The following is a 24,091-nucleotide window of genomic DNA, read 5'->3' as shown; positions in this document are numbered from 1 at the left end:
CCTTATCGTCCGGTGTTCTTCCTCGCGACCTTACGGCGATCACCTGGGCGCCGCCAGTGCGGGGTGGCCCCACGCCCCCCGGGGGACGGGCGGGCCGCGCGGCCGGGCCCCGGGGCGCGGGGACCCGGCCGCACGGCCGCGACTCAGCCGCGCGCCGCGTGCGAGGGGACGATCCCGCGCACCCGCCGAGCCGGCTCGTTCATACGTTCGCCGCCGCGCTCAGCGCCCGCGCGGTCAGCACGGACGCCAGGTGCGTCCGGTATTCGGCGGACCCGTGCAGGTCCGCCGGCGGTTCGGTGCCCTCGGCGGCGTGCGCCGCGGCGGCCTGGAACGCCTCCCGCGACGCCGCGCGCCCCCGGACGGCCTCCTCGACCCCGCTCGCCCGGACCGGCGCCGGCCCCATGTTGGTCAGCGCGACGCGGGCGTCCTCCACCGTGTCCCCCGACCGGCGCACCGCGCAGGCGACCCCGACGATCGCCCACGCCTGCGCCGTCCGGTGGAACTTCTCGTAGTGCACGCCCCAGCCCTCGCCGAGCTTCGGCACCCGGACCCCGACCAGCAGCTCGTCCGGCTCCAGCGCCGAGGTCATCCAGTCGACGAAGAACTCCGCCGCCGGGATCTCCCGCTCGCCGCGCACCGACCGGGCCAGCAGCACCGCGTCCAGCGCCAGCGCGACCGCCGGCAGGTCGCCCGCCGGGTCCGCGTGCGCCAGCGACCCGCAGAACGTTCCGCGGTGCCGGACCGCGGGGTCCGCGACCGTCTCCGTCGCCCGCGCCAGCAGCGGCAGGTGCTCGCGCACCAGCGGGTCGCCGACCACCTGGTGATGCGTCGCCATCGCGCCGATGACCACCGCGCCGCCGTCGTCGCGGATCTCCCGCAGCCCGTCCAGCCGGTCGAGGTCGATGAGCGCGTCGGGATAGGCGAGCCGCATCCGCAGCAGCGGCATCAGGCTCTGCCCGCCGGCGAGGACCTTCGCGTCCTCGCCGGCGTCGGCCAGCGCCCGCGCGGCGTCGTCCACCGACGCGGGCCGCACGTAGTCGAACGTCGCGGGGATCACTGGGCACCTCCGGCCGATCCGAGACCGCCGCCCGCTCCCGGTTCGGCGGTGTCCGGCGTGGACTCCGAGCGGAGCGCGCGCCACACGCGCTCCGGCGTGCACGGCATCGGGACGTCGTCCACCCCGAACGGGCGCAGCGCGTCCACGACCGCGTTCACGACCGCCGGGGTCGAGGCGATCGTGCCGGCCTCGCCGACGCCCTTCACGCCCATCGGGTTGGACGTCGCGGGCGTCTCGGTGCGGTCGGTCGTGAACGACGGCAGGTCCGCCGCCGACGGGATCAGGTAGTCGGCCATCGTCGTCGTCGTGAGGTTGCCGTCCGCGTCGTACACGGCCTCCTCGTACAGCGCCTGCGCGATGCCCTGCGCGAGCCCGCCGTGCACCTGCCCCTCGACGATCAGCGGGTTCACGACCTTGCCGACGTCGTCCACCGCGACGTACTTGCGGATCCTCACCATCCCGGTCTCGGTGTCGACCTCGGCCGCGCACAGGTGCGTGCCGTGCGGGAAGGAGAAGTTGTCCGGGTCGAACGTCGCGTCGGAGTCCAGCGACGGCTCGATCCCGTCCGGCAGGTCGTGCGCCGCGAACGCGGCCAGCGCGACCTCCTGCAGCGTCCGGCCCTCCTGCTGGACGCCCCGGACGCTGAACCGCCCGCCCTCGAACTCCAGGTCCTGCTCGGACGCCTCCAGCAGGTGCGCGGCGACCTTCCGGGCCTTGTCGACGACCTTGTCGCACGCCGAGTACAGCGCCATCCCGCCGACCGCCAGCGACCGCGACCCGTAGGTGTCCATGCCCTTGTGCGACACGGCCGTGTCGCCGTGCAGCACCTTCACGTCCTCGAACGGGACGCCCAGCCGGTCCGCGGTGATCTGCGCCCACGCCGTCTCGTGGCCCTGCCCGTGCGCGGACGACCCCGTGACGACCTCGACCTTCCCGGACGGCAGCACCCGGACCGACGCGTGCTCCCAGCCGCCCGCGCCGTACGACAGCGACCCCAGCACCCGCGACGGCGCCAGCCCGCACATCTCCGTGAACGTCGACACGCCGATGCCGAGCTGCACCGGGTCGCGGCGCTCGCGCCGGTCCGCCTGCTCCGCGCGCAGCTTGTCGTACTCGAACAGCTCCAGGGCCTTGTCCGTCGCCGCCTCGTAGTTCCCGCTGTCGTAGGTGAGGCCCGCGATCGTGTCGTACGGGAACTCCTCGTGCGCGATCCAGTTGCGCCGCCGCACCTCGATCGGGTCCATGCCGAGCTCGGCGGCCAGCTCGTCCATCAGCCGCTCGATCGCGAACGTCGCCTCCGGGCGCCCCGCGCCCCGGTACGCGTCCGTCGGCGTCTTCGTGGTGAACACGCCCGAGCACGTGAAGGAGTAGGCGTCCATCTTGTAGATGCCGTTGAACATGAACGCGCCCAGCAGCGGGATGCCGGGCGTCACCAGCATCAGGTAGGCGCCCATGTCGGCGAGCAGCTCCACCTTCACGCCGCGGATCCGGCCGTCCCGCTCCGCCGCGAGCGTCAGCCGCTGGATCTGGTCGCGGCCGTGGTGGACGGTCATGTTCCCCTCGCTGCGCGACTCCGTCCACTTCACCGGACGGCCCAGCCGCCGCGCCAGCAGCAGCGCGAGGACCTCCTCGCCGTACACCTGGAGCTTGGACCCGAAGCCGCCGCCGACGTCCGGCGCGACGACCCGGATCCGGTGCTCGCCGATCCCGGTGACCGTCGCCAGCATCAGCCGCAGGATGTGCGGGATCTGCGTCGCCGAGTACAGCGTGAACTCGTCGCCCTCAGGGACGCACAGCACCGACCGCGGCTCCATCGCCGTCGGGATCAGGCGCTGCTGCACGTACCGGCGCTCCAGCACGACCGGCGCGTCCCGCATCGCCGCGTCCATGTCCCCGTTCTCGAACACCCACGTGTACGACGTGTTCGTCCCGAGGCCCTCATGGACCAGGTCGGCGCCGTCCGCGACCGCCGCCTCCATGTCCACCACGGCGGGCAGCGGCTCGTAGTCGACGTCGATCTCCTCCAGCGCGTCGAACGCCGCGTACCGGTCCCGCGCGACCACGCACGCCACCGGCTCGCCCACGTACCGGACCTCGTCCACCGCCATCGGCGGATGGTCCGGATGCTTCATGTCCTCGGTGACGACCCACGCGCACGGCAGCGTCCCCTGCTCGTCCGCGAAGTCGGCGCCGCTGAACGCCGCCACCACCCCGGGGCGGCTCCTCGCCTGCCCGACGTCGACCCTGGCGATGCGCGCGTGCGCGTGCGGGCTGCGCAGGAACGCCACGTACAGCGTCCCCGCCGGCGCCATGTTGTCGGTCCATTTCGTCCGCCCGGTGATCAGCCGGGCGTCCTCCGACCGTTTCCGGGGCGAGCCCATCTCCTTCGCGGGGCCCTCGGCCGTCGCGGTCATGGCGTCACCTCCCGCTCCTGCGCGGGCGTCCGCATCTCCGCCGCGGCGCGCCGGACGGCCTTCACGATGTTCTGGTAGCCGGTGCACCGGCACAGGTTGCCCTCCAGCCCGTCCCGGACCTCCTCCTCGGACGGGTCGGGGTTCTCCCGCAGCAGATCGATCGACGCCATGATCATGCCGGGGGTGCAGTAGCCGCACTGGAGCGCGTGCTCCTCGTGGAAGGCGCGCTGCATCGGATGCTCCGCGCCGCCGATCCCCAGCCCTTCGACGGTCGTGACGTCACGGCCGTCGGCCTGGACGGCGAGCACGGAGCAGCTCTTGACGCTCATCCCGTCCATCAGGACGGTGCAGGCTCCGCAGTTGCTGGTGTCGCACCCCACCGGGGTGCCGACCTTCCCCAGCCGGTCGCGCAGATAGTGGACGAGAAGAAGCCGCGGTTCGACGTCGTCCTCGTACGTCGCACCGTCGACCTCGACACGGATACGTGGCATGCGTTTCTCCCAGGGACGTCTCGGGGTGGACCGGAGAGAGGACGTCCCCGGGCGGACCGCGCTGATCTGGCCACGTCATCGGGGCCCCGCCTCTCTGGAGCACTCCGCGGCGTGCCTGCCGGAACCGCTCCGCGACATGCGACCTTACGAAGGTATGCCGCGGTTGAATCGCGTACTAGACCCCGACGTGGGTTATTTGCGCGGGACCGGAAAGAGTTCCGGTCCTCGTGAACGCGGGTCCTAGTGAACGCGGAGGAGGACCGGCCAGGTGTCCGGCCCGACGATCCCGTCCGCCGTGACGCCGCCCCACTTCTGGACCGCCTTCACCGCCGCCTCCGTGGTGTCGTCGAAGTGCCCGTTGACGGCCACCTCGGGATGGCTGCGCGCCAGCAGCAGCCCCTGCACGCTCTCGACGTGCTCGCCCGTGTCGCCCTTGCTCACCTGCGGCAGCTTGCCCACGATGGCCTCCGTCCAGTTGTCGCCGCTGTAGTCGGGCCGTCCGTAGCCCGCGATCACGTCCGCGCCGCGCACCCTGCGCTTGCAGGCGTCGGAGGTGTTGCCCTCGATCGTCTGGACCCGCCCGCCGCCGAGCGCCTTCTCGACCACGCCGACGTGGTCGATCGCGGAGACGCTGTTGGACGCGCCCCAGTCGAAGAAGACGATGTCGCCGGGCTTCGCCGCGTCGACCTGCGCGGTCGTGCCGGCGTGCCAGCGCCCGGCCTTCTGGAAGTCCTCGGCGTGCCAGACGGTGTACGCGCGGTCGCCGCCGAGCAGGACGGCGCCCGCGTTGCCGCTGTGCCGCGCCCAGTAGGTGACGGCCATGTCGCACCAGGACGCCTTGAGGAACTCGTCCCCGTGCCTGGCGGCGTACTCCTTGGTGATGGTGTTGGGACGGCCCGACATCCCGAGGGACTTGCGGGCCTCCGCCAGCATGCTCGCCGCCGTCACGAGGCCCCCTCCCCGCGGTGGATCCCGTCCTCGCCGGGCTCTCCGTACAGCTCGCGCAGGACCTGGTCCTCGTCGGGCTCCGTCGCGCGGTCGACGCCGGGGTTCACGTCGACCCGGTTCATATGCGACGCCTCCACGGCGTCCGTTCGTGCTTCGGGGGTCACTGTCACTCCTCGCCGGTCGCGGCCGCCCCCGTTCCGTGGGCGATCACCAACCGACCGTAATCGGATACCCCTTACTTTTCCGGATTTCCGCCCTCTTCACATCAATGCCGTCTGACCTGCCCCAAGGGCCGCTCGATCGTCACCTGCGGGTGAGCGGACGGCGCCCGGCCGGGGCGCGGGCGCCGTCCGGGCGTCACTCGTCGTCCGACCGCGGCGGGGACGTGGTCGTCGAGGTGCCGGACAGCGACCCGTTCGCGGAGCCGGGCGACATCCCGCTGGACGCGCCGCTGACCTCGTTGATGATGTCGCTGCCCGGGCTGCCGTCGCCCTTGGCGAGGTTGAACGAGCGGTCGATCTCCAGCCAGCTGTCGTTGCCGGCGTCGTCGCCGGTGTTGTTGAACGCGCTGACGAGGCTGTCCCCGTGCGAGGCCGGGGCCGCCGGGGCCGCCGGGGCGGAGGGGGAGGTGGACGCCCAGGTGACGCCGGCCGTCGCGACCGCGGCGGCGCAGGTGAGGGCGGACAGGACCAGAAGTCTGATGAGCATTTGCATGGTGACCCCTTTATTCATGGGCGGACGAAACTCGTGCAAGGAAGAAATGCGTGCAGGAGGAAACTCCTGCAGGACGAAACATCGCGGCGACTCCCGGGTGGGGAATCACCGCGATGGGCGGATGCCGGTGTTCGGAGGGCTCAGGCGGGGGTGCCCGCCATCTCCCGGCCGTTCGGCCGGTGGTGCCGGCTGATGTTGCGTTCGAGCAGTTCGATGGACTCCTTGACGCCGACGGCGTCGGGCGTCATCTCGGGCAGCCGGCCGTCGGCGGCCTTCAGTTCGAGCAGCGCCGCGTCCATCGCGCTCTGCGCGGCGAACAGGCACGGCGTGCTGTAGATCGCCACGTCCACGCCGAGCTCGGTCAGCTCGGGCAGCGAGATGCGCGGCGACCTGCCGCCCGCGATCTGGTTGAACAGCAGCGGCTTGCCGCCGATCACCGACCGGACCCGGCGGATCCAGTCGACGCTGCGGACGCCGTCGACCAGGACGACGTCGGCGTCGGTCTCCGCGAGGGCCTGCGCGCGGCGCAGGATCTCGTCCTCGTCGGTGGCGTCGGTGCGGGCGACCACCACGAGGTCGCTGCGGGTGCGCAGCACCATGTCGAGCTTCTCGAGGTACTCCGGCAGCGGGAGGATCCGCTTGCCGTCGACGTGCCCGCAGCGGCGCGGCCGCTGCTGGTCCTCCAGGATGACGCCGGACGCGCCGATCATCTCCAGCTGCTCGACGACGTGGCAGGCGACCTCGGGGTCGACGTACCCGTCGTCGATGTCGACCAGCAGGTGCCGGCCGGGGAAGGCGAGCCGCAGCCGCTGCACGAACGCGACCAGGTCCGGCCAGGCGATGAAGCCGATGTCGGGCAGCCCGTAGTGCGACGCGGCGAACCCGAATCCGGACACGAAGAGGCCGTCGTAGTGCTTCGCGGCGACGGAGGCGGAGAACATGTCGAACACTCCGATGAGCGGGGTGACCCCCTCCGACATGATCTCGCGTCGTAGCTCGTCTCCGTAACTCACGTGTCACTCCTCTGTTCTGGGGTGTGGCAGGCCCGTGCCGCGAGGGCACCGGACCGGGGGAACTGTCACGCCTCGAACAACGCGAATGTGTCGCTATTCCGCGTCGTGAATAGTTACTCATCCAGAACGTATAGGAGGGGTAAAGTGAATGTAGCGGTCCACTAAAAACCGGTGATGCGTCGCCGGTAATGAAGTGTCATATGGTGATTTGTAAAAGGCGTCTACGGGGCGACGTCGACCGGCGTGCTCGGGGCGTCCTCCCGCGCCGACGGGGCCGGGCGCAGGACGAGGAACGCCAGCACGGCCGCGGCGATGCCGGCGACCACGCCGACGACCGCGATGGTCGCCATCGAGTCGGTGAACGCGTCCCGCGCCGCCGCCGCGAGCCCGGCGTCGCCCTTGGCCGCCGCGACCGCGAGCGCGTCGCCGATGGACTCGCGCGCCGCGCCGGTCACGCCGTCCGGCATGTGGGCGGAGAACGCCGCCGACAGGACGCTGCCGAGCACCGCGACGCTGAGCGCCTGTCCGACCTGCTGGACGGTGTCGTTGACCGCCGAGCCGACGCCGGCGCGCTCGGGCGGCAGCGCGCCGAGCAGCGTCCCGTACGCCGCGGGCCCCATCGTCCCGCTGCCCATCCCCATGACGACCAGGGCGACGGCGAGCCTGGGGTAGCCGTCGCCGGGCGACAGCGTCGCCAGCACGCCGAAGCCGGCCGCGAGCAGCAGCAGGCCGGCGGCCACCGCGACGCGGGCCCCGAACTTCTTGTCGACCACCACGCCGACCCCGTTGAACGCCATCGCGGCGACCATCAGCGGGATGAACGCGGCGCCCGCCTTCAGCGGGCTGTACTCCAGGACGAACTGCAGGTACTGGGTGAGCGCGAGCAGCAGCCCGCCCGCCGAGAACGACATCAGCACCACCGAGAGGCTGGCGCCGCTGAAGTTGCGGTCCCGGAACAGGCCCATCGGCAGCATCGGCTCCGCGCAGCGCCGCTCCCACAGCCCGAACGCGGTGATCATGACGACCGCGACGGCGAACCCGCCGAGGGTGCGGCCGGACGACCAGCCGTCCCGCGCCGTCTCGATCACACCCCACACGAGGGCGGTCATCCCGGCGGTCGACAGCACGGCGCCGACCACGTCCGGGCGGGCGGCCGGGCCCCGCGACTCGGGGATGATCAGCAGCGCGGCGACGACCCCGAGGACCGCGATCGGGATGTTCAGCAGGAACACCGAGCCCCACCAGAAGTCGCGCAGCAGCAGGCCGCCGACGAGCGGGCCCGCGACGGCGCCGACCATCAGCACCGAGCTCCAGATGGCGAGGGCCTTCTTGCGCTCCTCGTCGTCGAAGACGGTGGTGAGGATCGACAGGGTGCCGGGCATCAGGAACGCGCCGCCGACGCCCATCAGCGCCCGCGCGGCGATGAGCTCGCCGGACGAGTCGGCCAGCGCGGCGAGCCCGGACGCGCCGCCGAACAGGACGAGGCCGGTGACGAGGCCGCGGCGGCGCCCGAACCGGTCCGACAGGGCGCCCGCGGTGAGCAGGAGCCCGGCGAACACCAGCATGTAGGCGTCCAGGATCCACTGGATGTCGGAGTTGCTCGCGTGCAGGTCCTTCACCAGGGACGGGATCGCGACGTTGAGCACCGTGTTGTCGATGACGACCACGAGCAGGCTGAGGCAGAGCACGCCGAGGATCACCCAGCGGCGCGGGTTGCGGGCGGACATGGCATCCCCGTTCGTACGGCGATCGAATTTTCGCACACTGTACTAACTTTGGTACGTCGTTCGTCAACCGATAATCTGGGGCGGCCGAGCATCCCCTGGTCAGAAGGACGTCGCATGGCCCCTGAAACCGATCCCGTCGCCGGCTCGGTCTGGCTGCGGCCGGGCCGTCCGCGCCGGGGCCGCCCGCAGCTCAGCCGCGAGGAGATCGTCGGCGCCGCCGTCGCGCTGCTGGACGCCGAGGGCATCGAGGGCTTCAGCATGCGCCGCCTCGCCGCCAGCATCAGCGCGGGCGCGACCTCGATGTACTTCTACGTCGCCAACAAGGACGAGCTGCTGGAACTCGTCGTCGACGAGATCCTCGGCGAGGTCGAGATCCCCGACCCGGACCAGGTCGGCTGGCGGGAGGCGGCGGCCGGGGTCGTCCGCGCCTTCCGGACGGTCCTGCTCCGCCACTCCTGGGTGCTCGGGCTGTTCGGCAACCACCCCGCCATCGGCCCGAACGCGATGCGGGTCAGCGACCGCACCATCGCGCTGCTGACCGCCGCCGGCCTGTCCGGCGCGGAGGTCGGCTGGGCCAGCAACCTGCTGATGTCGCACGCCATCGGCTACGCGACGTCCGACGCCGCGCTGGAGCGCGCCACCCGCGACGCCGGGAAGTCGCCCGCCGACCTCGTCGAGCAGCTCCGCCCGTTCGTGGAGCGCGTCGCCGACGACTACCCCAGCTATGCCGCCTGGTGGCGGCAGAATCCGACCATCCGCGTCGAGCCGGACGAGAGCTTCGAGTTCGGCCTCGAACGCATCCTCGACGGCCTGCAGGCCTGGCTCGACCGGAGGCCGTGACCGCTCAGTTCCGCGCGCCGGGCGGCTTCTGCGCCGGCGGGGTGTCGGTCCACCCGGCCGTCCGCTGCAACGTGTAGTACTGCGCGGTCCCGGCGGGCACCCGGCTGTTGGCCTCTCCCGGCCGCACCACCACGGCGCGGGTCGCCATCAGGAAGTCCTCCGACGGGCTGAGCAGGATCTGCCACTGCAGGGTGCCGAGGTCGCGGGTGGTCTCCTCCATCGCGACGCCGAGCGCCGGGCGCCCGAGCGGGTCGCGGACCGCGCCCAGGTCCCGCACGCCGGGCAGCCCCGCGAGCATCCGGTACACGGCGGCCCGCAGCTTCTGCGACGGCTGCGACACCGGATCGGTCAGCAGCTTCGGCGCCTCCCGGAACAGCCACGCGTCCGGGTCGTGCGGCAGGCCGCCGCGGTCGCGGACCCAGGTCAGCATGGCCGTCCGCAGCCGGGCCGGATCCGTCGGGAGCCGCGCCGGGTTCCCCTCGAAGACGCTGTCGTCGGGCCGCGGGCCCGCCGGGACGTCCGGGACCGAGACGCCCGCGTCGGGGTCCGGGTTCTCGTTCGGCTGCGGCGACCCGTCCAACCGGTACTCCCGGGCGTCGGCCGGGCTCACCGGCCGCAGCCGCACGGCGCCCATGTCGTAGTAGTGCACGCCGTCCCCGTCGGCCGGGTCGCGCGGCAACCACGTCGCCGTGGGGAACGACGCGAGCAGCGTGTACCGGTGGCCGCGGTGGTCGCGCTGGATCAGCTGCCCGACCTCGCCCTCCGCGTGCCAGAACCGCTTCGGCTCGGTGCGGTCGGCCTTCTCCGCAGCGGCCATCAGCACCGCGTGCGCGGGCCCGGACGTCACGAACCGCTGCCTGGGGATGGGCTCGGGCGTCACCGCGTTCCACGCCACCACCGCCGCGGCCGCCACCGCCGCCACGGCGGCGGCCGTCCCGGGCAGCGCCCACCTCCGCCGCGGCCGCGGGCTCCACTTCGGGTGCCACCGGCCGCGCCGCCGGGCGGTGATGCCCCGCAGCACCGCCTCCTCCCGCTCCCCGTACTCCAGGTCCTCCGCGCGCACCGGGTTCGCGGCGGCCAGCAGGCCGTCCAGGTCGTTCATCGTGCCGCCTCCTCTGCGGGGCTGGTCTCGTCGGTGAGCAGGGCGGCCAGGCGTTTGCGGGCGCGATGCACCCGCACCTTGAACGCCGCCGCGGAGCAGCCCGCCACGAAGGCGGCCGAAGGGTGGTCGAGGTCCTCCCAGCCGACCAGCATCAGCGCCTCCCGGTCGGCGTCCGGCAGCCGCCACAGCGCCTCCCGCAACCGCACCTCCTCGACCACGCCCGCCGCGTGGTCGGGCGCGTCCTCGTGGTGGAGGGCCAGCCGCCCGGCCAGCCGTTCGCGCCGCCGCCGGGACCGCCGGTCGTTGTTCAGGCAGTTGTGCGCCGCCCGGTAGAGCCAGGGCAGCGGATCCTCGGGCAGCCGGTCGATGTGCCGCCACGCCGCGGTGAACGCCTCCGCCACCACGTCGTCCGCGCGTTCCTCGTCCGCCCTGCGCAGCACGTACGCCCGCACACGCGCGTGGTGCCGCCTGAACAGCACCGTGAACCGTTCCGCCGCATCGTCCGCCACTCCGACTCCAAACCCGAGATGGGGCCCCTCACCCCTAAAGGTCCGCGGGGCCCGCACGGGTTACCGCCGATCCCGGGCCGTCGGACCGGGCCGTCGAACCGGCCGGGGCACTCGGCCCGGCGCGGCGTCAGGGGGACGGCGTGCCGCAGGTCTTGGTGATGTCGTCGGTCGCCTTGCTGAAGCGGAGCGCCTCGGAGTCGGACAGCAGCTTCCCGCCGGTCTCGTCGCCGCCGCTCTTCTTCAGCTTCGCGCCCACGTCCAGGACGACGTCGACCTGCCCGGCCAGGTGGTCGTCCTTCAGCTCCGGGCGGACGCGGCGCAGGGCGCCGATGATCCCCTGGACGTCGTCCGACTCCGACGGGGTGCGCAGCGCGGCGGTGATCTTCGCGCAGTCGGCCTTCCGGTGGTCCCCGCCGCCGGAGCAGCCGGGGACGAGGAGGCACAGGGCGAGCACCGCCACGGGCGGGACGAGGGTGCGCACGGGGTTCACAGGGTCGATGATCCCAGGTCGGGGACTGTGCCCCGATCTGCGGGGTATGTGCGTTACGTGTTCGCCAGGTACCTCATCGTGACGGCGGTGCTCACCGTGATCGCGTACGTCCTGATCACCCGCTGAGCGCCGCCGGCCGCCGGAGACCGCGCCATGGGGGAGGCGCGGCCTCCGGCGCCGTTCAGCGGGCGGGGTTCAGCGTCTCGGTGTGCAGGACCTTTCCGTCCAGGTCGCGGAGACGGACGGTGAGCGTCGCCGAATGCGCGTCGATGTCGACCTCGCCGAAGAACTGGTAGCCCTCGGCGGGCGAGGTGTTGGCGTGCGGCGGCGCCTGGACGAACTTCGCGACCGGCCCGAAGGTGCCGTCGAGTTTGTTCGGGCCGAAGGCGCCGGCGTTCAGCGGGCCGGAGACGAATTCCCAGAACGGGTCGAAGTCCTTGAACGCCGCCTTGGCCGGGTCGTAGTAATGGGCGGCCGTGTAATGGACGTCGGCCGTCAGCCAGACCGTGTTGCGGACATGGTTCTTCCTGATGTCGGAAAGGATCCCGGCGATCTCGCGCTCGCGGCCGAGCGGCGCGCCGTTGTCGCCCTGGGCCGCCGCCTCCTGCGCGGTGCCGTCGGGGACGACGAGGCCGATGGGCAGATCGTTCGCGATGATCTTCCAGGTGGCGCGGGAACGGCGGAGCTCGCCCTTGAGCCAGGCGGTCTGCTCGGCGCCGAGCAGGCCGTCGCGCTGGGTGGGCGAGTCGTCCGCGTCGTTCGGCGACTTGTAGGTGCGCATGTCCAGCATGAACACGTCGAGCAGCGGACCGTAGGAGATCTTGCGGTAGATGCGCCCGCCCTTCGCCGCCGGAACGGCGATCGGCGTGTACTCGAAGGCGGCGCGGCGGGCCCGCGCCGACAGCACGTCCACCCGCTTCTCCGTGTACTGCGGCAGGTCCAGGATCTCGCCGGGGTACCAGTTGTTGAGCGTCTCGTGGTCGTCCCACTGGTACAGCATCGGGACCTGGGCGTTGAACGCGCGGAGATTGGCGTCCTCGAGGTTGTAGCGGAACTGGCCGCGGTATTCGGCGAGGGTCTGGGCCACGGCGGACTTCTCCGCCGTGGTGAGGTTGCGCCACGTCGACCCGTCCGGCAGCTTCACCGTTTCGGAGATCGGGCCGTCCGAATAGACCAGGTCGCCGCTGCACAGGAAGAAGTCGGGGTCGACCGCGGCCATCGCCTTGAAGATGCGGTAGCCGCCGAGGTCGGGGTTGATGCCCCAGCCCTGCCCGGCGAGGTCGCCGGACCAGACGAACCGGATGTCGCGGCGGGCGCGCGGCGCCGTGCGCAGCCGGCCGGCCACCGGCTCGGACGCCAGGCCCCGGTCCAGGTCGTCCAGCCGGACGCGGTAGTGCAACTCGCGGCCGGGCGGCAGGCCGCGCAGGAACGCCTTGCCGGTCAGGTCGGTGTCCGGGGTGAGCACGGGGCCGCGGAGGGTCCGGGCGTTCCGGAAGTCGGGGCGGTCGCCGATCTCGACGAGCATCCGCGCGGGCCGGTCCGAGCGCGCCCAGATCACGGCCTCGTTCGCGGTGACGTCGCCGCTCTGCACGCCGTGGGTGAGCCGCGGACGGCCCGTCCGCAGCAGCCCGGCCGCGCGCGCCGGGCCGTCGTTCAGCAGGGCAAAGGCCGCTCCCGCGGTCGTCACGAGACCACCGCGCAGCACGGTTCGCCGGTCCATCGCAGACTCCGTTCCTTGATCCGTTATCGGACGGATCGTGACGGACCGGGACGGATCAAGGGTGCACGGCGGGTGAACGGAGGTGTTCGGCTTGACAACCGTTGGTCACGGAGTGTCTCCTTGTTCCCATGCCAGCGCGCGTTCCCGCCGACAGCCCCGTGGCCCTCCGCCGCGTGGCGAGCGCGCTGTGTCCTGCCTGTAGCCGCTGATCATCCCGTTGCTCCCGGGTGGCGCTCACCCGGATCCGGCTCACACCAGGACATCCAGGACATGGTTCCCGATCTCACTATGCGTGGCCAGGACGACCCGCACGGCCGCACCGTCACCGCCCGCCCGCCCACCGTCGGGCAGCTCGCCGTCCGCGTCCGCGAACTGGCCGGTCACCCGTCCGGCTGGTGGCGCCGCGTCGTCTTCGACGAGGCCGGCCCGGTCCACGTCGCCCTGGACGCGCCGGACGGCGTCCGGCTGTGGCTGACGACGTGGCCGCCCGGCCACGGCGCGACCGTGCACGGGCAGGTCAGCACGCTGATCGCCGGCGAGCTGGCGGAGGTCGCGATCGCCGCGGACGGCGTCACGGAGCGGCCGCTGCGGGCCAACCGGATCCGCGTCCACGGCGGCCCGCAGACGTTCACGAACCCGGGCCCCGCCTTCGCCCTCAGCCTCCACGCCGCCTAGCAGCCGACCGCACAGCGCCCGCGAAGGCCCGCCCAGGCAGGCGCGGGCGGCTGCGTTCCGGGCTGTGTTCCGGGCCGTGCGGGCTGTGTTGCGGGCTTGTGCAGGCAGGCGCGGGCCGTGTCCGGGTACCGGTGCGGGCTGCCCGGCCGGCAGTGATTTCGCCCTGCTGGCGCGGCAGGTCCGCGCGAGCGGACTGCTGGACCGGCGTCGTGCGTGCTGCGTCCAGGCCGGTGCGGGCTGCGTGCGGGGCCGGTGCAGGCGGGCGCGGGCTGCGTGCGGGTGCCGGTACGGGGTTGCTGCGGGTGCTTGCGGGTCAGTGGCGGTGGAGGGTGTCCTGCGGGCCGTTCTGCCAGCTGACGACGAGCGCGCCGGACCGCAGTACGGCGCGGCCGCTCGTCCGGGTCCGGGAGCCCCTCGCGCAGGTCAGCCTGATCCGCGCGGACGCGTCGATGGTGCCGGTGCAGAACCCGGGCGAGTTCAGCGCCGCGGCGCCCCGGTAGAGGTAGAGGGCGACCTTCTCGCCGCCCTTCGCGGACGTCCAGGTGCCGTCCAGCGCGGTCTTCTTCTCCGCGCCGGGGCGGACGCCGTTGGTGACGACCGCCCCGGGCCTGGTCGGAAGCGGAGCGCTGCGGGCGGTGCCGCCGGACGCCGCGGCGCCCCCGCCGGACGCCGCGGCACCGTCGTCCGAGCCGCTGCAGCCGGACGCGAGCAGGGCCAGGACGGCGAGACCGGCGAGGGCGTACCTCCGCATGTGCGCTCCTTCGGTGATGCGTCGAGGTCAGTGCCGGGCCTTCAGCCGGAGCGTGACCTTCTTCGGGGCCTTGGCGACGTGCGCGGGCTTCTTCGCCGTCCGGGCGCTCTTGAGGAGCTGGGACGCCTTCGCCTTGGCCGTGGCGGACGGGGCGAGCCCCACCGGGACGTTGCTCGGGTTGATGCCGCTCGCGAGGCTCAGCACGCCGGTGAGCGACATGGAGTTCTTCGACTCGGGCGACGGCAGCCCCATCATCTGGTTGATGACGCCGTCGAGGATGCCGAACGGGCCGCAGCCCTTCGCGGCGGGCACGGCGACCGGCGCGCTGATCGAGATCTGCCCGGCGATCCAGGAGATCGCGTCGTCGAAGGTCAGGGAGCCCGCGGTGAACGTGGGCGACAGGCTCGCGTTCAGCGGGCCGATCACGCAGGACGAGCCGAGCAGCTGGTTGTTGAGGTGGATGTTCAGCGACGCGTTCGCGCCGATGCCGCCGCCGGCCAGCGACACGTGGATCGGGCCGTTGAGGGTCTGCGTGACCGTCAGCTTGTTGACGTCCCACATCGCGGCGGGCGACTGCCCGAGGATCGGGCCGACGAGCGGGAGCTGGCCGATGAGGCCGCCGGGCACGTCCACCGGCGCGGACTCGAGCTGCTGCCCGATGACCGGCGGGGCGAGCACCGGGTCGCCGGTCGCGTCGGCGGCGCCGAGGTAGCCGGTGATGCGGATCGCGCCGGCCGGGAGCGTCTGCTTGAACGAGCCGATGGTGACGGTGCCGCCGGTGGTGACCTGCGTCTGGCAGATCTGCCCGGCCGGGCAGCGGTTCATGAACGCGGCGGCGCCGTTCGGGTAGGCGCCGGGGGAGAACGGGGGGACGGCCGGGTTCGGGTTGGCGGGCGGCGGCGCGGACGGGTCGAAGCGGCCGATGAGCCCGCGGCCGGGCTCGGTGATCCACAGGTCGCCGCCGGGCGCCGCGGTGATCTCGGCGGGCGCGGAGAGCGTCTTCGGCAGCCCGTACTCCTGGATCGCGCCGCTCACCGGGTCGACGCTCGCGACGTTGCTGGTCGCGGACTCGGTCACCCAGAGCCTGCCGTCCTTGCCCGCGGCGATGCCGAACGGGCGGGAGTCGGCGATGGGGGTGGCGTACTCCTGGATGTCGTGGGTGGCGGGGTCGATGCTGCCGACCTTGCTCACGCCGGGCTCGGTGAACCAGAGCTTGCCGTCCGGGCCGGCGACGATGCCGCCGAGCGCCGGCGACCCGTGCCCGCCGGACGGGGTCTGGTAGGAGGTGACGGCGCCGGTGGCCGGGTCCAGCCGGCCGATGGAGCCGGACTTGTCGGTGAACCAGACGGCCTGGTCGGGGCCGAGGGTGACGGCCGAGGGGGCGAGGCCGGTGGCGTAGGCGGTGACGTTCCCCGAGGAGTCGATCCTGCCGAGGGCGCCGGAGTAGCCGCCGGTGAACCACATCGCGCCGTTCTGCCCGGCGGTGATGTCGGAGACCTGCGCGTTGGCGAAGTTCACGTCGCCGGTGGTCGGAAGTTCGTAGAGGGTGGGCTTGCCGGTGGCGGTGTCGACGCGGCCGACGCGCGGGACGACGCCGGACAGGTCGGTGAACCAGACGGTGCCGTCCGATCCGGTGGCCATCCCGTCGGGGATGCCCGCCAGCTTCTGCGAGTTGTCCGGAACGGGGTACTCGGTGACCTTGCCGCCGGCGTCGACGTGCCCGATCCCGCCGGCGTTCGCGGCGAACCAGGCGCCCCCGTCCGCGCCGGCGGCGATCCCGACGGGCACGACGTCCGCGACGGGCAGCGCGGCCTCGGTCACCCCGCCGGTGTCGGCGGAGGCCGCGGGTGCGTTGAAGGCGGCTAAGGCGGTCATCCCGAGGACCGCGGCCAGCGCCAGCGACCCCGTCCTGCTGTGCCGATGGCGCATGCCATCGCCTCCCTTGGCGAGAAGTCCCCCGAGGCGGATGAGAAGTGATCGCGCACACACAAGATCCACCGACACTAGAAACCCGTAGGTTTTTCAGGTCAACGGGATCGGCGATCTTCGGCCGCATCCGGTCAGCGCGACAACCGGGATCGGGCGGGGGGTGTCCCGACCTGCGAAGCGACCGACTATCTCAGTGTTCGCTGGTCAGGTAGGGGGAGGCGGCCTCGCGGCCGATCAGCGGCAGCAGCACGAAATAGGTGAGGGCCGGCAGCAGCGACGGCAGCTGCTCCGCCTCGCCCGTCTCCATCTGCACGTGGATCGCGCTGTAGATCCCGCCCACGATCGCGTCGATCACCGCGACCGGGACCGGGGGCAGGGACGGGTCCTCGAAGAACGCGCGGAACCGGGCGAGGTTGTCGATCCGCGCCTGCCGCACCTGCGGACCCGCCGCGTTCACCTCCACCAGCGACGCCCGCGCGAACCGCGGCTCCGCCGCCAGGATCGCGAGCATCCTGCGCAGCGCCGCCCGGATCCCGTCCGGCCACGACGGCGCCGCCTCGTACGCCTCCGTCATCCGCCGCAGCAGGATGTCCATGCCGCGCTGGTAGGCGGCCAGGAAGCAGTCGTCGAGATCGGTGAAGTGCGTGTAGAACGTCTTCTTCGTGACGCCCGCGCCCTCGGTCACCCGTCCGATCGTCGTGTGCGCGAACCCGCGCTCCGACACCACCTGCACGAACGCGTCGATGAGCCGCTCGCGCTGGATGCCGGCGACCGTCTCGGGGGACAGCCCGTGCCGCCCCGGCTTGATCGCGCGGCCGGGATCGAGGGCGGACCGCGAGCCCGGCAGCACGTCCGTGCCGCCCGCTTCCGGGACACCGGGCTGCCCTGCCATCACACCTCGATCCCCGATCACCTGCCGTTGGGATCACACTACTTCGCGTCCCCACCGGACGGGGATGTCCTGGCGGTGCGGCACGGGTCACACGCGGAACGCCCGCACCTGTCCGGTGCGGGCGTTCCCGTGGTGGGAAGGAGCGGTGGCCTCGCAGGGGCGCCTCCCGCGCTCCCGGCGCAGGTCGGTCAGGCAGGGACGGGCTCGGCCGCGCGGTCGCGGGCCGGCGCCTCCTCGTCCACGCCGGCCGCATCGGTCCCGTCCGGCGTGGACGGGGCCGAGGTCAGCTCCCTCGGCGGCCCGTTGAACACCGCCTCGTCCAGCAGCCCCTCGGACCGCGCGACCAGCACCGGGACGGTCAGCTGGCCGGTGACGTTCAGCGCCGTCCGGGCCATGTCGATGACCTTGTCGATCGCGATCAGGTAGCCGACGGCCTGCAGCGGCAGCCCCACCGTGGTGAGGGTCAGGGTCAGCGCGACCAGCGCCGGGCCGGGCGTGCCGCCGGTGCCGAGCTGCCCGATCACCGCGGCCAGCGCGATCAGCGCGTAGTCGGCGACGCCCAGGTGGACGCCGGTGTACTGGGCGACGAACACCGCCGCGACCGCGGGGTAGATCGCGCCGCAGCCGTCGAACTTGATCGTCGCGCCGAGCGGCTGCGCGAAGCTCGCGTACTCCCGCTGGACGCCGTTGCGCTCGACCGACACCCGCTGCGCGATCGGCAGCGTCGCCAGCGAGGACGACGACACGAAGCCGAACTGGATCGCCGGCCAGGAGTTGCGCAGGAACTTCAGCGGGCTCACCCGCCCGAACGCGCGCAGCAGCACCGGGTACCCGACCAGCAGCATGATCACGACGGCCAGGTAGATCGCGCCGGTGAACTTCGCCAGCGGCGCGAGCGAGCTCGGCCCGTAGGTCGCCACGACCGAGCCGATCAGGAAGAACGAGCCGATCGGGGTGAGCCGCACGACCCACCACACGACCTTCTGCATCACGACGTACAGGTCGTCGATGAGGCTCGTCAGCCGCTCGCCGCGCGGGCCGATGGCGACCAGCGCCGCGCCGAACAGCACCGCGAACGTCACGACGCCGAGCACGTTGCCGTCCGCCATCGCCTTCACGATGTTGGACGGGAACAGGTTGTGGAGCACCTGCGTCCAGGTGACGGGGTCGGTGGCGGCGGACTCGCTGGCGAGCTTCCCGAGCCCCTGTCCCGGCTTGACCAGCAGCGCGACGGTCAGGCCGATCGCGGTCGCGATCGCCGAGGTCACCACGTACCAGCCGAGGGTCTTCGCGGTCAGCCGCGCGACGCTGCCGACATTGCGGAGCCGGCCGACGCTCACCACGATCGCGGCGAAGACCAGCGGCACCACGACGACCTTCAGCAGGCTGACGTAGACGTCGCCGAACGGGTCGAGCCAGTCGGCGGCGGTCTTCTCCCCGCCGCCGAAGTTGTTGATCAGGGCGCCGGCGGCGACGCCGAGCACCAGCGACAGCACGATCTGCTGCCAGAACTGCCATTTCCAGACACGCGGATTCATCGAGGGGTTCTCCAGGGCAGCCGTGAACCGGCTGTGACGAGGGGGACGAGCGGTGGGCGCGGAGGAACTCAGCGGCTACACAGCACGCTCGCGAGGCGGCACAGGTCCACGTGCAGCCGCGCCACGAGCAGGACGCTCTTCCCGGAGAACTTCACGAATCCTTCGAACAGCCGCTTCCGGAGCGGATGTTCCCGGCCTCGCAGGTGACCCCTGTCACCTCAGCTGCCTGCGGCGGGACCGGGTCAGCACCCGGACGGTCCCGACGATCCCCAGCCCGATGAGCACGACCGGCGCCATCACCTCCGCCGCGACGGCGTCCCCGCCGGACAGCCCGTCCGCGAGGAAGATCCCCGCGAGCACGAGGAAGAAGATCCCGGTGACCGGGCCGGCCGGGTCGAACCTGCGGCGCCGCTCAGACACGGTGCACGTCCACGTCTCCGACCTTGCCGCGGATGCGCAGGTCGATCTCGGGCGGGTTCTTCACGGTCGCCCCCTCCGGCTCCAGCACCCGTATGACCTTCGCGTTCGGGCCGCTGGTCGTGCGGTACTCGATGCGCAGGTCGCCGAGCGCGATCCGGGCGTCCAGCCGGACCCGGACGCCCTGCGGCACCTTGACCTCCAACCCGCCGAGGCCCACGCGGGCGTCGACCGAGACGCGCTGGCCCGTCGACAGCGGCAGCGCGGTCAGGTCCACGGTTCCCTGCCCCACGCCGATCCTGTACTCCTGGTGCGTGCTGGTCGCGTTCATCGGCCGCCACTCCATGTCGCCGTACTTCAGGTTGTTCGGCAGTTCCGCCGCGGCCGAGGTGGCCAGCAGCGCCAGGGCGAGCAGGGTCCCCACGGCGGCGAGGCCGCGCGTCCGGAACCAGCCGCCGACGATCAGGCCCAGCCCGACGACCGCGAGCGCGGGCGCCATGACGACCAGCGCCGCCTCGGGGGCCGGGTAGCCGCGGGCGACGGGGATCAGTGCGGCGCCGGCGGCCATCGCCGCCAGCAGCGTGATCGTCGCCGCGGGCGACTTCGGGCGCTCGCGCCGCCGCTCGGGCGGAGGCGCGTCGTCCCAGGGCTCCGCGGGCGGCTCCACGAGTGGCTCCGCGGTGCGGGGGCGCCCGAAGGTGGCGAGGTCGATCATTCCCTCGGGGAGGCCGCCGCCCGTCCGGACCGGCGCCTCCTTCTCCAGCGAGACGCTCGCCGCCGGGGCCCAGTCGCCGGAGGGTCCCGGCGGGTGCCCGGCGAACCGTTCCGGCAGGGACCTGGCCGCGCCGACGAGGTCGACGCCCCGCGCGTGAGCGACCAGCATGACCAGCCCGAACACCACCAGCACGGCGATCGAGTCCGTCGAGACGCCGCCGAACAGGCTGAGCGCGACGCCGAGGCACAGCAGCGCCCCGAGCGCCGACAGCACGGCCGGCGCGTCGAACCACCGCCGGAACAGCCGCTCCGCGGGCGACGACTCGCCCGGGCTCGACGGCATCAGCAGGGCGGCGACGATGTAGAGGAAGACGCCCTGCCCGTGCGCGAGGACCAGCAGCCCGAACCCCACCCGGAAGACGACGGGGTCGATCCCCGTGTACCGCCCGAGCCCGGTGCAGACCCCGGCCAGCACGCGCCGCTCCGGATCCCGTGCCAGCCGCCGGTGCTCGCCGGCGTTGCGTTCCTCGACCATGCCCACCATCGTGTCCGCTCCCGCCGCCCGCCGGTATCGGGGACGACCCTGACCCGTCCCGGATATGGCCCCTCGCCGCGCGACCGGCCACCGGAAACGGATTGACGGCACTGCGACGATCGCACCATGGGAACCGATATCAGCGGATACATCGAATGCCGCGAACGGCCCCTCCGGCCGGACGCGTCCGGGACATGGCGTGCCGCCATCGACCTCGACCTGCTCTACGGCGATCGGGACTACGACGCGTTCGGCTGCCTGTTCGGGGTCCGCAACTACGCCACGTTCCGCCCGCTGGCGGCCGGGCGCGGCCTGCCCCGGGACCTGTCCGACACCGTCCGGCAGGCGGCGGAGAGCTGGGAGCACCACGACGCGACCTGGATCAGCTGGGCCGAAGTGGCGAGGGTGGACTGGGACGAACCCGCCGAGGGCGCCGATCAGCGGATGCGCCAGTACCTCCGCCGGCCCGACGGCACTCTGGAGCCCATGGGAAAGAGCCTCTGGGGGCCGCGCCTCATGGAGGCGACCGGTGCGTCCTACGAGGACGTCCTGGAGGGCCGGGTGCGCTGGTCCGAAGGCCAGGAGTTCGAACTCGGCGACACCGTCTTCCGGGCGGCGACCCTCCGCCGCCGGGACGTGGTGCCTCCGGACGGGGCGTGGCGGCGCGTCTGGCGGGTCATGGAGACGCTCGCCGAGCGGACCTCGCCGGACGACGTCCGCCTGGTGGTCTGGTTCGACTCCTGACGAGCCCGGCGCGGGGGACCCTGAGGGAAATCGGGGTGCGGCCCTGATGCGGTGCGGCCCGGGGCGTGTGACGATCGGTGACGTGGGAGTACGTGGCGAAGGCCCGCAGGACGCGGGAGCGGCGGGCGGGGTGACGGCCGCGCCGCCGGCCGGGCCCGAGGGGGCGCGGCTCGAACGGGTGCCGGAAGGGCGGCTCGTCGCGGGGGTGGCGCGCGGGCTCGCCGCGCACCTCGGCGTCGACGTGCTGATCGTCCGGTCGGCGTTCGTCCTGCTGACGATCGCGAGCGGGCTCGGTCTCGCCGCGTACGGCGCGTTCTGGATCCTGGTGCCCGCGCGGGAGGGCGCGGCGGTGCGGCGGGGCCGCGACTGGGGGCAGCTCGCCGCCTACGCCGCGGTCACGCTCGGCCTGGCCGCCCTGCCGTGGGGGGCGGCGGGCCAGGCGGGCGGGCTGATGCAGTGGGCGATCTGGCCGTTCGTGCTCGGCGGCGTCGGCGTCGCCATCCTGTGGCAGCAGGCCGACCGGGACCAGCGGCAGCGGTGGGTGCTGCCGCTGCGGCAGCGCTGGCTGCGCAGCCTGCTCGGGCTGCTGCTGGTCGTCGGCGGGATCGGCGGGTTCGTGGCGCAGCGGGTGGACGTCGGGCAGGCCCGGTCGGTCGTCATCGCGATGCTGATCATCCTGACCGGGGTGACGCTGATCGTGACGCCGTGGGTGGTGCGGCTCTGGCAGGACCTGGACACCGAGCGGGCCGAGCGCGTCCGGTCGCAGGAGCGGGCGGAGCTGGCGGCGCACATCCACGACTCGGTGCTGCACACGCTGACGCTGATCCAGCGGAACGCGCACGACGCGCGGGAGGTGCAGCGGCTCGCGCGCTCGCAGGAGCGGACGCTGCGGACGTGGCTCTACCAGCCGCGCTCGGATCCGGACCAGACGTTCGCCGCCGCGATCAAGGCTGCGGCGGGCGAGGTCGAGGACGACCACGGCGTGCCGATCGAGGTGGTGTGCGTCGGCGACACCGAGCTGGACGACCGGCTGGGCGCGGCGCTGCAGGCGGCGCGGGAGGCGATGGTGAACGCCGCGAAGTACGCGGAGTCGCCGTCGGTGTCGGTGTACGCGGAGGTGGAGGGGAAGAAGGTCGCCATCTTCGTACGGGACCGGGGGAAGGGATTCGACCTGGATCAGGTCCCGGAGGACCGGATGGGCGTCCGGGGGTCCATCATCGGACGTATGGAGCGCAACGGCGGCAAGGCCGCCGTCCGCACCGCCCCTGGGGAAGGCACAGAGGTCCGGCTGGAGATGGAAAAGGCATGAGCGAGCCGGGGGGAGTGGGGGTCGTCCCCCCTCGAAGGAGCAGGGTGTGAGCGAGCTGAAGCGGGTCGTGCTGGTCGACGACCACCAGATGTTCCGGACCGGGGTGAAGGCGGAGCTCGGCGGCGGCGTCGAGATCGTCGGGGAGGCCGGCGACGTCGACGAGGCGGTGTCGGTGATCCGCGCGACGGCCCCGGACGTGGTGCTGCTGGACGTGCACCTGCCGGGCGGCGGCGGCATCGAGGTGCTGCGGCGGCTGAACGGGGTGGTGCCGTCGCGGTTCCTGGCGCTGTCGGTGTCGGACGCGGCGGAGGACGTGATCGGGGTGGTGCGGGGCGGCGCGCGCGGCTACGTCACCAAGACGATCTCGGGGCCGGAGCTGACGGACGCGATCGGCCGCGTCGCGGAGGGCGACGCGGTGTTCTCGCCGCGCCTCGCGGGGTTCGTGCTGGACGCGTTCGCGGCGACGGACGTCCCGGCGGTCGACCCGGAGCTGGACCAGATCACGCAGCGGGAGCGGGACGTGCTGCGGCTGATCGCCCGCGGCTACGCCTACAAGGAGATCGCCAAGGAGCTGTTCATCTCGGTGAAGACGGTGGAGACGCACGTCAGCAGCGTGCTGCGCAAGCTCCAGCTGTCGAACCGGCACGAGCTGTCCCGCTGGGCGGCCGCCCGCCGCCTCGTCTAGCGGGCGGCCTCGGCCCGGGCGGGCGCGGGTGCCCGGTCCAGGCCGAGGAGCTCCGGCCTGCTCGCCCGGGTGCGCCACGCGTGCCGGGGGTCGGCGACGAGGCGCCGCGTCTCCAGGTCGAGCAGGCCGCTGACGTGCGTGACCTCGGCGGCGACGGTGCCGTCCGGGCGCCGGAACGCGTGGCGGACGCGGTAGGTCTTGCCGCCGCCCCACTCCCATTCGCAGGTCACGTCGACCTGGTCGCCGCCGCGCAGCTCGTGGTGGTACTTGATGACGGTCTCCAGGTTGACGGGTCCGAGGCCGCCGCCGATGAGGTCCTGGACGGAGACCCCGGCGGCCTGCACGCAGGCGAAGCGCGCGTGGTCGGCGTACTGGACGTAGAAGCCCCCGTTGAGGTGCAGCTGGGGGTCGATCTCGTAGACGCGGACCTCCATCCGGACGCTGAACGGTTCGGCGGTGACGGTCATTCGGGGTCCTCCTGTTCCGCCCGCCAGCGGAGCGAGCGCTCGGTGAGGTAGCGGCGGCCGTCGTCGCGGACCTCCAGCCAGTCGCCGCGGACCCAGCCGCCGGCGGCCTGCGGGGAGAAGCCGTGCTTGCGGAACAGCGCGCTGGCCTCCGCCCGGGTGAGGCCCTGCCGGCCCCATTCGGAGATGAGCCCGCGGTAGCGGCTCTCCTCCGTGGGCTCGGCGGGGTCGGCCGCGACGGCGTCGGCCAGGGCCGCGAACCCGGCGCTGATCTGGCGCAGCGCCGCCGCGATCCGCTCCTCGCGCGGGGTCGGCGGCGTCGTGGGCGGCTCCATGCGCATAGCTTAGCAATCGATAGCGATCGCTAAGCTATGGCGGGAGCCTCCGCCGCCCGTCCGGGGCCTACGCGACCG

The 24,091-nt window shown here is 72.9% G+C and carries 26 protein-coding genes; 5 read left to right on the top strand and 21 right to left on the bottom strand.

What is annotated here, in order from left to right:
- Window positions 1–199: 199 nt before the first annotated feature.
- The 8 genes from J4557_RS21125 to J4557_RS21090 all read right to left on the bottom strand — a co-directional run bounded on the left by J4557_RS21125 (window position 200) and on the right by J4557_RS21090 (window position 8,364).
- Window positions 200–1,057, bottom strand: a complete 858-nt coding sequence (locus tag J4557_RS21125) for an FAD binding domain-containing protein (RefSeq protein WP_208268448.1) — start codon at window positions 1,055–1,057, stop codon at window positions 200–202.
- Window positions 1,054–3,471 (bottom strand): xanthine dehydrogenase family protein molybdopterin-binding subunit, encoded by a 2,418-nt coding sequence (locus J4557_RS21120; RefSeq protein WP_208268447.1) that lies wholly within the window; start codon window positions 3,469–3,471, stop codon window positions 1,054–1,056. Before J4557_RS21120 ends, J4557_RS21125 begins: the two co-directional genes overlap by 4 nt.
- Window positions 3,468–3,962, bottom strand: coding sequence for a (2Fe-2S)-binding protein (locus tag J4557_RS21115; RefSeq protein ID WP_190863281.1), 495 nt, complete (start codon window positions 3,960–3,962; stop codon window positions 3,468–3,470). The genes J4557_RS21120 and J4557_RS21115 overlap by 4 nt, the downstream gene beginning before the upstream one ends.
- Before the next feature lie 240 nt (window positions 3,963–4,202).
- Window positions 4,203–4,910: a peptidoglycan-binding protein gene (locus tag J4557_RS21110; protein WP_307800112.1), complete on the bottom strand. Its 708-nt coding sequence runs from the start codon at window positions 4,908–4,910 to the stop codon at window positions 4,203–4,205.
- Window positions 4,907–5,074: a hypothetical protein gene (locus J4557_RS21105; protein WP_208268622.1), complete on the bottom strand. Its 168-nt coding sequence runs from the start codon at window positions 5,072–5,074 to the stop codon at window positions 4,907–4,909. The genes J4557_RS21110 and J4557_RS21105 overlap by 4 nt, the downstream gene beginning before the upstream one ends.
- Before the next feature lie 193 nt (window positions 5,075–5,267).
- Window positions 5,268–5,618 (bottom strand): hypothetical protein, encoded by a 351-nt coding sequence (locus tag J4557_RS21100; RefSeq protein ID WP_208268446.1) that lies wholly within the window; start codon window positions 5,616–5,618, stop codon window positions 5,268–5,270.
- 146 nt (window positions 5,619–5,764) lie between these two features.
- Window positions 5,765–6,637, bottom strand: a complete 873-nt coding sequence (locus tag J4557_RS21095; RefSeq protein ID WP_208268445.1) for an isocitrate lyase/PEP mutase family protein — start codon at window positions 6,635–6,637, stop codon at window positions 5,765–5,767.
- 221 nt (window positions 6,638–6,858) lie between these two features.
- The gene (locus J4557_RS21090; RefSeq protein ID WP_208268444.1) at window positions 6,859–8,364 is read right to left on the bottom strand and encodes an MFS transporter; all 1,506 of its coding nucleotides are present in this window, start codon (window positions 8,362–8,364) and stop codon (window positions 6,859–6,861) included.
- A 114-nt stretch (window positions 8,365–8,478) separates the two neighbouring features.
- Between J4557_RS21090 and J4557_RS21085 the strand changes: the two genes are divergently transcribed.
- On the top strand, window positions 8,479–9,204 hold the full coding sequence (locus J4557_RS21085; RefSeq protein WP_208268443.1) for a TetR/AcrR family transcriptional regulator: 726 nt from the start codon (window positions 8,479–8,481) through the stop codon (window positions 9,202–9,204).
- A gap of 4 nt (window positions 9,205–9,208) precedes the next feature.
- On the opposite strand, the gene J4557_RS21080 is transcribed toward J4557_RS21085, so the two are convergent.
- From J4557_RS21080 to J4557_RS21065, 4 genes are all read right to left on the bottom strand, one after another.
- Window positions 9,209–10,306, bottom strand: a complete 1,098-nt coding sequence (locus J4557_RS21080; RefSeq protein WP_208268442.1) for a CU044_5270 family protein — start codon at window positions 10,304–10,306, stop codon at window positions 9,209–9,211.
- Window positions 10,303–10,815, bottom strand: coding sequence for an RNA polymerase sigma factor (locus tag J4557_RS21075; protein ID WP_208268441.1), 513 nt, complete (start codon window positions 10,813–10,815; stop codon window positions 10,303–10,305). The genes J4557_RS21080 and J4557_RS21075 overlap by 4 nt, the downstream gene beginning before the upstream one ends.
- 127 nt (window positions 10,816–10,942) lie before the next feature.
- Window positions 10,943–11,305 carry a hypothetical protein gene (locus tag J4557_RS21070; protein ID WP_208268440.1) on the bottom strand — a complete coding sequence of 121 codons (363 nt, stop codon included), beginning with the start codon at window positions 11,303–11,305 and terminating at the stop codon, window positions 10,943–10,945.
- A gap of 181 nt (window positions 11,306–11,486) precedes the next feature.
- Window positions 11,487–13,025, bottom strand: a complete 1,539-nt coding sequence (locus tag J4557_RS21065) for an alkaline phosphatase D family protein (protein WP_208268439.1) — start codon at window positions 13,023–13,025, stop codon at window positions 11,487–11,489.
- Between the two features lie 288 nt (window positions 13,026–13,313).
- On the opposite strand from J4557_RS21065, the gene J4557_RS21060 reads away from it, so the two are divergent.
- Complete coding sequence (locus J4557_RS21060; protein ID WP_243776129.1) at window positions 13,314–13,700, top strand: cupin domain-containing protein; 387 nt, start codon at window positions 13,314–13,316, stop codon at window positions 13,698–13,700.
- Between the two features lie 313 nt (window positions 13,701–14,013).
- On the opposite strand, the gene J4557_RS21055 is transcribed toward J4557_RS21060, so the two are convergent.
- From J4557_RS21055 to J4557_RS21030, 7 genes are all read right to left on the bottom strand, one after another.
- On the bottom strand, window positions 14,014–14,451 hold the full coding sequence (locus J4557_RS21055) for a hypothetical protein (protein ID WP_208268437.1): 438 nt from the start codon (window positions 14,449–14,451) through the stop codon (window positions 14,014–14,016).
- A gap of 27 nt (window positions 14,452–14,478) precedes the next feature.
- Entirely contained in the window at window positions 14,479–16,380 is a 1,902-nt protein-coding gene (locus J4557_RS21050) for a Vgb family protein (protein ID WP_208268436.1), read from the bottom strand.
- 190 nt (window positions 16,381–16,570) lie between these two features.
- Window positions 16,571–17,272 (bottom strand): TetR/AcrR family transcriptional regulator, encoded by a 702-nt coding sequence (locus tag J4557_RS21045; protein ID WP_208268435.1) that lies wholly within the window; start codon window positions 17,270–17,272, stop codon window positions 16,571–16,573.
- A 188-nt stretch (window positions 17,273–17,460) separates the two neighbouring features.
- Entirely contained in the window at window positions 17,461–18,810 is a 1,350-nt protein-coding gene (locus J4557_RS21040; protein ID WP_208268434.1) for a dicarboxylate/amino acid:cation symporter, read from the bottom strand.
- Between the two features lie 68 nt (window positions 18,811–18,878).
- Entirely contained in the window at window positions 18,879–18,965 is an 87-nt protein-coding gene (locus J4557_RS52200; RefSeq protein ID WP_360747061.1) for a putative leader peptide, read from the bottom strand.
- A gap of 58 nt (window positions 18,966–19,023) precedes the next feature.
- Complete coding sequence (locus J4557_RS21035) at window positions 19,024–19,230, bottom strand: hypothetical protein (RefSeq protein WP_208268433.1); 207 nt, start codon at window positions 19,228–19,230, stop codon at window positions 19,024–19,026.
- Window positions 19,223–20,476, bottom strand: coding sequence for a PspC domain-containing protein (locus J4557_RS21030; RefSeq protein ID WP_208268432.1), 1,254 nt, complete (start codon window positions 20,474–20,476; stop codon window positions 19,223–19,225). Before J4557_RS21030 ends, J4557_RS21035 begins: the two co-directional genes overlap by 8 nt.
- Before the next feature lie 126 nt (window positions 20,477–20,602).
- Here J4557_RS21030 and J4557_RS21025 point away from each other — a divergent pair, with 126 nt between their 5' ends.
- From J4557_RS21025 to J4557_RS21015, 3 genes are all read left to right on the top strand, one after another.
- Complete coding sequence (locus tag J4557_RS21025) at window positions 20,603–21,220, top strand: hypothetical protein (RefSeq protein ID WP_208268431.1); 618 nt, start codon at window positions 20,603–20,605, stop codon at window positions 21,218–21,220.
- A 130-nt stretch (window positions 21,221–21,350) separates the two neighbouring features.
- Window positions 21,351–22,529, top strand: a complete 1,179-nt coding sequence (locus J4557_RS21020; protein WP_307800131.1) for an ATP-binding protein — start codon at window positions 21,351–21,353, stop codon at window positions 22,527–22,529.
- Between the two features lie 55 nt (window positions 22,530–22,584).
- Window positions 22,585–23,214 (top strand): LuxR C-terminal-related transcriptional regulator, encoded by a 630-nt coding sequence (locus J4557_RS21015; RefSeq protein ID WP_243776147.1) that lies wholly within the window; start codon window positions 22,585–22,587, stop codon window positions 23,212–23,214.
- Here J4557_RS21015 and J4557_RS21010 read toward each other — a convergent pair.
- Together J4557_RS21010 and J4557_RS21005 are read right to left on the bottom strand one after the other, a co-directional pair.
- A complete protein-coding gene (locus J4557_RS21010) occupies window positions 23,211–23,681 on the bottom strand; it encodes an acyl-CoA thioesterase (protein ID WP_208268428.1) in 471 nt (156 codons plus the stop codon). The two genes, J4557_RS21015 and J4557_RS21010, sit on opposite strands and share 4 nt — an antisense overlap.
- The gene (locus J4557_RS21005) at window positions 23,678–24,013 is read right to left on the bottom strand and encodes a hypothetical protein (RefSeq protein WP_190863327.1); all 336 of its coding nucleotides are present in this window, start codon (window positions 24,011–24,013) and stop codon (window positions 23,678–23,680) included. Before J4557_RS21005 ends, J4557_RS21010 begins: the two co-directional genes overlap by 4 nt.
- Window positions 24,014–24,091: the final 78 nt, after the last annotated feature.

Origin of the sequence: Actinomadura nitritigenes (assembly GCF_017573545.1) — a bacterium.
In the GTDB taxonomy this organism is placed as follows: domain Bacteria; phylum Actinomycetota; class Actinomycetes; order Streptosporangiales; family Streptosporangiaceae; genus Spirillospora; species Spirillospora nitritigenes.
The sequence above is the reverse complement of the archived record's forward strand: the minus strand, read 5'-3'. Positions and strand labels throughout refer to the sequence as shown.